This window comes from Mycobacterium talmoniae, from assembly GCF_001854525.1.
In the GTDB taxonomy this organism is placed as follows: domain Bacteria; phylum Actinomycetota; class Actinomycetes; order Mycobacteriales; family Mycobacteriaceae; genus Mycobacterium; species Mycobacterium talmoniae.
On sequence record NZ_MLQM01000177.1, the window covers coordinates 2711 to 11412 of the forward strand.

10 protein-coding genes are annotated in these 8702 nt (G+C 68.7%); 7 read left to right on the top strand and 3 right to left on the bottom strand.

Annotated elements, in window-relative coordinates; translation table 11 throughout:
* The first annotated feature begins 302 nt into the window (after positions 1-302).
* Both BKN37_RS22645 and BKN37_RS22650 read left to right on the top strand, forming a co-directional pair.
* Positions 303-545, top strand: a complete 243-nt coding sequence (locus BKN37_RS22645; protein WP_071029190.1) for a hypothetical protein — start codon at positions 303-305, stop codon at positions 543-545.
* A gap of 173 nt (positions 546-718) precedes the next feature.
* Positions 719-1375: a L,D-transpeptidase family protein gene (locus tag BKN37_RS22650; protein ID WP_071029197.1), complete on the top strand. Its 657-nt coding sequence runs from the start codon at positions 719-721 to the stop codon at positions 1373-1375.
* A 9-nt stretch (positions 1376-1384) separates the two neighbouring features.
* On the opposite strand, the gene BKN37_RS22655 is transcribed toward BKN37_RS22650, so the two are convergent.
* Together BKN37_RS22655 and BKN37_RS22660 are read right to left on the bottom strand one after the other, a co-directional pair.
* Positions 1385-1681 carry a hypothetical protein gene (locus BKN37_RS22655; protein ID WP_071029191.1) on the bottom strand — a complete coding sequence of 99 codons (297 nt, stop codon included), beginning with the start codon at positions 1679-1681 and terminating at the stop codon, positions 1385-1387.
* A gap of 66 nt (positions 1682-1747) precedes the next feature.
* A complete protein-coding gene (locus BKN37_RS22660) occupies positions 1748-2245 on the bottom strand; it encodes a nuclear transport factor 2 family protein (protein ID WP_071029198.1) in 498 nt (165 codons plus the stop codon).
* Between the two features lie 100 nt (positions 2246-2345).
* Between BKN37_RS22660 and wrbA the strand changes: the two genes are divergently transcribed.
* Entirely contained in the window at positions 2346-2957 is a 612-nt protein-coding gene (gene wrbA / locus BKN37_RS22665; RefSeq protein ID WP_071029192.1) for an NAD(P)H:quinone oxidoreductase, read from the top strand.
* Here wrbA and BKN37_RS22670 read toward each other — a convergent pair.
* A complete protein-coding gene (locus BKN37_RS22670; protein WP_071029193.1) occupies positions 2935-3558 on the bottom strand; it encodes a TetR/AcrR family transcriptional regulator in 624 nt (207 codons plus the stop codon). The two genes, wrbA and BKN37_RS22670, sit on opposite strands and share 23 nt — an antisense overlap.
* Positions 3559-3596: 38 nt before the next feature.
* Here BKN37_RS22670 and BKN37_RS22675 point away from each other — a divergent pair, with 38 nt between their 5' ends.
* The 4 genes from BKN37_RS22675 to BKN37_RS22690 all read left to right on the top strand — a co-directional run.
* Entirely contained in the window at positions 3597-4826 is a 1230-nt protein-coding gene (locus BKN37_RS22675; protein ID WP_071029194.1) for a hypothetical protein, read from the top strand.
* 116 nt (positions 4827-4942) lie between these two features.
* Positions 4943-5614 (top strand): class I SAM-dependent methyltransferase, encoded by a 672-nt coding sequence (locus BKN37_RS22680; protein WP_071029199.1) that lies wholly within the window; start codon positions 4943-4945, stop codon positions 5612-5614.
* A gap of 171 nt (positions 5615-5785) precedes the next feature.
* The gene (locus tag BKN37_RS22685; RefSeq protein WP_071029195.1) at positions 5786-7105 is read left to right on the top strand and encodes a cytochrome P450; all 1320 of its coding nucleotides are present in this window, start codon (positions 5786-5788) and stop codon (positions 7103-7105) included.
* Between the two features lie 152 nt (positions 7106-7257).
* Positions 7258-8702, top strand: a 1445-nt coding sequence (locus BKN37_RS22690; protein ID WP_071029196.1) for an Hsp70 family protein, incomplete at its 3' end; no start/stop codon positions are given.

An 8702-nucleotide genomic window follows, 5' to 3' on the forward strand; every position in this document is an offset into this window, starting at 1 on the left:
GGGCTGAGGTTGGCGGCATTGGTGGTCCCAGCGGGCTCGGGGCGGGCGGGAGCCCGGTCGAGCCCGCCGCGGGCGGCGGTCCTGGCGGCCTTGCTGGCGGAAGCCCCGAAGGGGGCGTATCCGGCATTCGTCGATGGTATCGCTGATCCCAAATTTCGGTATTCAGCTTTGCCCGCTGCCGCGTGCTGCTCGATGCGATATCCAACGCGTTCTTGTGACGCCAGTGGCCGCTGATCCTGTTGTGCTGGTGGCGCGTTGGTAGCCCGGATCATCGACGGCTCGCCGCGTAGACTCGACCCACAATGGCCGACCTATCCGCGACGCCCGATCCCGTCGGGGAGTTCATCTGCTCAAGCAAAGGCTGTCGCGCGCCAGCGACGTGGGGCCTGCTGTGGAACAACCCCAAGATCCACACCCCCGAACGACGCAAGGTCTGGCTCGCGTGCGATGACCACCGCGATCACCTCGACGAGTTCCTCTCGCTGCGGGGTTTCCTCAAGAAGGTGGTGCCCGTGAGCGAACTGGAACGCACCGGCGACGGGTAATGCCGTCGGGCAGACCGGCGCCGCATTGAGATTGCAGTGAGGGTCGCGATTTCGCTGGGCGCAGCCCTGGCCGCAATCTCAACGAACGGCAATCGGCGATGAACGGCCGCGTGACCGAACCGTGGCTAAACCTTTACTTGACCCTCAGGTCGCAGCGCCTTGATCATGAAACGGTGCGCCGTCTGCTGGCTTTGCTATGCGCAGCGGTGTGTGCTGCCGGTGTGACGCTGGAGCTCGCACCGCGCAGCGCGGCCGTCGTCAACCCCTGGTTCGCGAGCTCGGTCGGCAGTGCCAGCCAGGTGGTTTCGGTTGTCGGCGTGGGTGGTTCGGACGCGAAGATGGATGTCTACCAGCGCAATGCGGCGGGCTGGCAAGCGGTCGCTGCCGGCATTCCCACCCATGTCGGGTCGGCGGGGATGACGCAAAAAGCCAAAAGCGAATATCCGGCCACCCCGATGGGCGTCTTCACGTTGCCGTTCGCGTTCGGCACCGCACCCAACCCCGGCGGTGGACTGAAGTACGTGCAGGTCGGGCCCAACCACTGGTGGAGCGGAGACGACCACAGCCCGACGTTTAACACCATGCAGGTCTGCCAGAAGGCGCAGTGCCCGTTCGACACCTCCGCCAGTGAGAACCTGGATATCCCGCAGTACAAGCACGCGGTGGTGATGGGCGTGAACCCTAACCGGACGCCGGGCGACGGTGCGGCGTTCTTCTTCCACACCACCGACGGCGGACCGACCGCGGGCTGCGTGGCCATCGACGATGCCACCTTGGTCAAGATCATCCAGTGGTTGAAGCCGGGTGCGCTGATCGCAATCGCGCAGTAAGCAGCGGGCTTAGCAGGACTGGACGCGGCAAGCCGCGTCAAAGGCGAGCAGCACCGGATACATCGCCAGTCCGGTCATGAAAAACAGCAGGCTCAACTTCCGTGACGTACGGGCCTTGCGCGCAACCAAGCCGGATAGCGCGGCTAGCGCGATCCAGACTCCGAGTACCCGCAGCGGAGCACGGGCCATCGTGCTGTACGCGTCCGCGCCGAGTTCCGCCAGTGCCGCGGGTAACCACAGGTAGAGGCAGATGCCGACGATTGCCCCGGTGGTCAACCACGCGGCCGCGAGCAAAAATTGCTTCATCGTCGATCGCCTCCCGGGCTGGTCAGGCTCAGATCCTAAGCTCGGCGCAGGCCCTATCGAAGGCGATCAGGCCAGGGCGCGGCCCGGTGTCAGCTTGAAGTCCAGGCCCGCCAACGACATCGTCGCCTCGTAGGTGCGGTCGTAGCCGGTGGCGCTGATCTTCCAGCCGTCGGCGGTGCGCCGGTAGCGATCCCGGTAGAACGCCGCGCCGATCAGCATGAAGTTCATCTCGGCGACGATGACGCGATCCTGCAGATACCAGGTGGCCGACGCCTCATCCCCTGTCACGCTGATCTCCGGGTGGGTCACCCGATGCTCGGTGATAATGCCGGGCCCCAGTGACGACCGCATGTACTCCACCAGGTCGGCGCGGTTGGTGAAATGCAACTCCTCACCCAGCGACGACCCGTAGTCGCCGAGGATGTCCTCGGTGAGGGTGTCGGCGAAGTCGTCCCAGTGCTTGGTGTCCAGGGCCCGCAGGTAGCGGTACTTGACCTGTTTGATCGCGTCGAGATCGGCGGTGATGTCGGCCGGCTGAGGACTCATCTCGCCATTGCAGCACACCGGCACCGCCGCGCGACGGGCGGCCGATTCGGCCGCGCAGCCGCGGCACGTCGTGTAGACCCGGAATGGCACGCGTTCCATCGATCGATTGGGGACCAGCATGGCCAAGCTGTCGGTGATCTACTACTCGGCGACCGGGCACAACACCGCGATGGCGCAACGGGTGGCGGCGGCCGCCGAAGCCGCCGGCGCCGACGTGCGGTTGCGGCACGTCGCCGAAACGCGAGACCCGGCCTCGTTCGCCAAGAACCCGGCCTGGACGGCCAATTACGAAGCCACCAAGGATCTTCCGGCCGCCACCGGCGACGACATCGTCTGGGCCGATGCGGTGATCTTCGGCTCGCCGACCCGGTTCGGCTCCCCGTCGTCGCAGTTGCGCACCTTCATCGACTCCCTCGGCGGCTTGTGGGCCCAGGGCAAACTCGCCGACAAGGTGTACGCCGGGTTCACCTCGTCGCAGACCGCGCACGGCGGCCAGGAGAGCACGCTGCTCAGCCTCTACATCACGCTGATGCACTTCGGTGGGATCTTGGTGCCGCCCGGCTACACCGATCCGATCAAGTTCGACGACGGCAACCCGTACGGCGTCAGCCACATCACCGGACCGGACAACAAAACCGCACCCACCGAGGACACCCTGGCGGCGCTGGATCACTTGGCCCGACGCGTGGTCATGGTGGCCGACCGGCTCACCGCTGCAGGTAGTGGCTGACCATCGCGATCAGCGCGCGCCGCTCCAGGGCCCAATCGATCGGGGTGCCCATGATCATCTGGGCCAACACCACACCGCGCAGCGCCGCCCAAATCACCTCGGCCACACCGGCATCCGCGGGATCGTCGGAGATCAGCCGACCCAGCTGACCGATGGCGTCGTTCATCTCCAGCAGGTGCCGATGCGAGCGCTCACCCAGACTGCCGCGGGTGGCCCGCAGGATCTCGAACGCCGCCAGCGACGTCGGGCTGGAATAGCAGGACCAGGCGGTGTCGACGACGGCCTCGATGCGCTGCGGCAGCGCCACCTCACCCACCTCGATGGCGGACAGGCTGGACAGCAGCTTGGCCACCCCATCGTCGACGACGGCCATCAGCAGGCCGTTGCGGTCCCCGAAGTGGTACTGAATGACGCCCCAGGTCACCCCGGCCCGTTCGGCGACGTGCTTGGCGGTCGCCGCCGCGAAGCCTTCCTCGACCACGCAGCGGACCGTCTCGTCGATGATCTTGGCGCGGGTATCGTCCCCGCGCTTGCGCGGCGCGCTGGTCTGCCGGGTGGGAATCGCCGCCCGGCTAGGCGTCTGGCCTGCGCTAATAGACATTGTTGACTTTATAACATAGTCAGCTCTATTTTTGGCGGGTGAGCGAATCCAGGTATGCGTCGCTATCGCGCGACGAGCTGTCGGTGTTGGTGCCCGAGCTGCTGCTGATCGGGCACATGATCGACCGCTCCGGCATGGCCTGGTGCATCCAGTCCTTCGGTCGCGAAGAGATGCTGCAGATCGCCATCGAGGAGTGGGCCGGCGCCAGCCCGATCTACACCAAGCGGATGCAGCGGGCGCTGAACTTCGAGGGCGACGACGTGCCCACCATCTTCAAGGGGCTGCAGCTCGACATCGGCGCCCCGCCGCAGTTCATGGACTTCCGCTACACCATCCACGACCGCTGGCACGGCGAGTTCCAGCTCGACCACTGCGGCGCGCTGCTCGACGTGGAGCCGATGGGCGACGACTACGTCTTCGGCATGTGCCACACCATCGAGGACCCCACCTTCGACGCCACCGCGGTGGCCACCAATCCGCGCGCCCAGATGCGGCCCATCCACCGGCCGCCGCGCCAACCCGCCGACCGGCAGCCGCACTGCGCCTGGACCGTGATCATCGACGAGTCCTACCCGCCGGCCCAGGGCATCCCGGCGCTGGATCAGGTGCGCCAAACCCGCGCCGCTGGCTGGGAACTCGCCGCCATCGACCGCACCGACGAGGGATTGGCCGACTATTCGGGCCCGCTGCTGTCGGACTTCGACTTCGCCGCGTACTCGCATTCGGCGCTGGTGCGGATGGCCGACGAGGTCTGCCTGCAGATGCACCTGCTGTACCTGTCGTTTGCGATCGCGGTGCGGGCCCGCGCCGGCGCCGACGCCGCGCTGGCCCGCGACGTCGGCACCCGCCAGCTGACCGGCCTGGCCGGGCTGGGCGCCGAACGCATCCACCGTGCGCTCAAGCTGCCCGCGGGTGCCGCGGGGGCGCTGCGCACCTTCGAGCTGCACCCGCTGCTTAACCCCGCCGGTTATGTGCGGGCCGACATCGACGGCAACCGGGTGCAGGTGCACCGGTCCCCGGCGCACGACGACGGCGCCTGGCTGGCGCTGTGCACACCGGACTCCGTCGCGCCGCTGCAGGCGATCGCCGCCGCCGTGGACCCGTACCTGCAGGTCCAGGTCGCCGGCACCGACACCGACTGGACCGTCGAGCTGGTCGAATCCGACACCGCCGCAAAAGAATTGCCCGAAGTGTCGGTGGCCAAGGTCAGCGCCGGGTCGACGTTCGTCTTCCAGCCACGCAAGTCGCTGCCGCTCACCGTGGTGTGAGTTCGCGGATCCCAGAGCGCTCGTGGCACGCTCGGGCAATGGCCGCTAACCGGAAACCGACCGACCCCGCCGAGCATCGGCGGCTCACCCGGGACGCCTACGACCGGCTCGCCCCGGTGTGGAGCGCGACCACCGACACCGGTCCGTTCAACGGGCTGTTGGAGCGGCCGGCGTTACGGGCGCTCATTCCGCGCCCGCTGGCCGGGAAGAACATTCTGGACGCCGGCTGCGGATCCGGTGCCCAATGCGAGTGGCTGCTCGACGAGGGCGCCCAGGTGACCGGGATCGACCTGAGCCCCGCGATGGTGGAGCAGGCCGCCCAGCGGTGCAGCGGGCGGGCCACGTTCGCGGTGGCGGACTTCTCGCAGCCGCTGCCGCTGCCCGCGGGCACCTTCGACGGCATCACCTGTTCGCTGGCCCTGCACTACCTGCGCGACTGGGATGTGCCGCTGCGGTCCTTCGCCGCGCTGCTGCGGCCCCACAGCTGGGTGGTGCTGTCCGTCGACCACCCGTTCGCCCCGCCGCTACCGAGCCAGCACGGCGGGTACTTCGATACCGAACTGGCCAGCGACACCTGGTGCAAAGCCGGTGTCGAAGTCACCCAGCATTTCTGGCGGCGGCCACTCGCGGCCGTCGTCGACGCCTTCGCCGACGCCGGGTTTGTCGTGGAGCGCGTCGCCGAACCGCAACCCACCCCGGCAGCGGTCGAGCGGTTCCCCGAGTTGACGGCGGTAGTGGGCACGCCGAGCTTCATCGTGTACCGGCTAATCTTGCGTGCCCGGCAGTGACGATGCGCCGAGCGTGCGGCCACGGCGGAAAATCACCGAAAACTCCGCTGTCAGTGCACACTCGGCGAGAGCGCCTGGCCGGGCGGCCCCCGCGCGTAGCATGGCGGAATGGGTGGCGGATCAGGCGCGCCTGGACCCTCCGGCCCTCGGTCACTGCGGTACTGGGGGCAGATGCTGCGCGACCCGTTGGCCGGGTATGCGGCGGTGCACCGCGACTACGGTGACGCGGTGCGCATCCCGCTCACCCCTAAACACACGTTCTTCCTGCTCAGCCGGCCCGAACACGCCGAGCATGTGCTGGTCGCGCACCAGGACCGTTACGTCAAGGCGTTTACCTACCGACCGCTCAAGGCTTTCCTCGGTGACGGCCTGCTGACCAGCGAGGGCGCCACCTGGCAGCGCCACCGCCGGCTGATTCAGCCGGTGTTCAACCATCGCCACGTGCAGTCCTTCGCGCCGGCCATCGTCGCGGCGGCGCGCAGACGCATCGGCCGCTGGACGCCGGGGTGCAGCATCGATGTCGGCGCCGAGATGCGGACGCTCACGATGGACGTCATCGGCCGGGTGCTGTTCGGCGCCGACCTTGCTGCCGACGCCGAATCGGTCGGCCGCGCGGTCACCCGACTGCAACGTGCGGCGATCGCCGCCTCACTGCTGCCGAATCTCGGTTCGGTGCAGCGCACCCGGGCGGTGGTCACCCACCTCGTCCCCGGGTTGGGCCGGGCCGCAACGACACTGGAGACCCTGGTCGCCAGGATTATCGATGCCCGAATCGCGGCGCCACACCGCGAGCCCAACGACCTGCTGGATCTGCTGCTGGCCGCCGGCGCGGGGGAGCAACCGCTAAGTCGCGACGAGGTTCACGACGAGGTGATGACCCTGGTGCTGGCCGGCCACGAGACCACCGCCAACACATTGACCTGGGCGGTGACCCTGCTGTCGCGGTACCCGGCGGCGTGGGATCGGTTGGCCGCCGAGGTCGCCGACGTGCTGGGGGAGCGCGACGCCACGGCCGCCGACCTGGAGGGGTTGCCGTGGACGCAGGCGGTGGTCTCGGAAACGATGCGGCTTTACCCACCGGCGTGGACCATCGAACGCGATGCCGTCGTCGCCGACACCATCGCGGGCGTACGCGTCGCCGCCGGTGACACAGTGGTCATTTCGCCCTACCTGTTGCACCGTAACAGCGAATTCTGGCCCAACCCAGAGGGATTCGACCCGCGCCGGTTCCTGCCCGAGAACGCGGACAACCGGCCGCGCTACGCCTTCCTGCCGTTCGGTGGTGGTCGGCGGATCTGTGTGGGCGCCGGACTGGCCCAACTCGAGGCGACCCTAGCCCTGGCGACCATGACCCAGTCGGCGCGGGTGGACCTGCTGCCGGCGGCACCGGTGCGCGCCCGCGCCGATGTGACGGTGCATCCGCACCGACCGGTGATCGCGACGGTCACGGTCGCAGCGGATGCTCCGCGGCGCGTCGGCGCAGCTCACTGAGCCAAATCGCCTGTCCCGCAAATACCTGTGCGCCCGCTTTGCGTCCAAACGATAACGACCCGGTTTCAACATGGCACGGCCAATGTTGGCGCACCGCCATTCCCGCTATCGTTGACCGCGCCCCAGCCATTGTCGACCCAAGGTTGCGATATATGTATGACCCGTTGGGGTTGTCGATTGGGAACACCAACCTCGTCGCGGTGCGCGTCGGAGAGTCACCGGTCACGCGCCGCTCGATGTTGACCCTGTTTCCCCATCGCGACCCCGAAATCGGTGCACCCGAACAGAATCCGGCCCTGACCGAATCAGGCCCGGTGGTCACTGGTTTCGTCCAACGGGTCGGCGACCCAGTTCCGTTGGCCGCCTCCGACGGATCCGTGCACGATCCCAGCCTGCTGTTGGTGGAGGCCATCGACGCGATGGTCAACGCCACCGGCGCCGACGCCACCACCGCGCAACTGGCCCTCGCCGTGCCCGCGCATTGGGGGCCGGCGGCCCGGGCCAGGCTGCAGGACGCGTTGGCCACCCACGCCGGCCTGTCGACGCTGGGGGGTCCCGCGCAGCTGGTGTCGGACGCCACCGCGGCGCTGACCGCGTTGCGCGCCGACTGCGGCCTCCCGAACCGCGGGGTGATCGCGCTGCTGGACTTCGGGGGCAGCGGCACCAGCATCACGCTGGCCGACGCCGGCGCCGGATTCCAGCCGATCGACGAAACACGCCGCTACGCCGAGTTTTCCGGCGACCGCATCGACGACGCACTGCTGGCCCACGTGATGGGCAGCATCGGTGACGCCGGCGGGGTCGACCCGAGTGCCACCGCGGCCGTCGGGCAACTCGCCGAACTCCGCGAGGAGTGCACCCAGGCCAAGGAACGGCTGTCGGCGCAGCAGGCCACCGACCTGGTCGCCGACCTGCCCGGCGCCCAGCTCAGTGTTCGGGTGACCCGCGACGAACTGCAGAAACTGATCGAGGATCCGCTCAGCGGCCTGATCTGCGCCCTGGAAGACATGCTGGAACGCAACACCATTCGCTGGAGCAAGCTCGCGGCGGTCGCCACCGTCGGCGGCGGCGCCAGCATTCCGGTGATCGCCCAGCGGCTGTCGTCGCGGCGTCGGATGCCGGTGGTGACCTCCCAGCACCCGGCACTCGACATCGCGGTCGGTGCCGCGGTGATGGCCGCGCGCGGGGCCGACGAGGAGGGGACGACGCGGGTCGTGATGGCGGCCGCGGATACCCAGACGCAGACCGCGCTCGCTGCCTCGCCGGGGACCAGCACCGGCATGGGGGGCCTGCCACCGGTCGGCGGTCTCGACGAGTTCGCCGAGACGGCGCCGCGCAAGGTGGAGTTGGCCTGGTCGCAGGAGGACGACGCCGACGAACCGGTGCCGTATGTCGGTGACCCCTACACCGTCGACGTCGACAGGCCGGTGGCGCCCTACGAGGTGCCGTCGCGGCTGCCGGAAGTGCGGCGCGGCTCCGGCCTGCCCCGGCTGGTCTTCGCGGTGGGCGCGCTGCTGGCCGCGGCCGCGATCGGCGGGGTGGCCTACACCCTGGCCAACTCCAGCCACACCGAGGCACCGACCACCCCCACCAACAC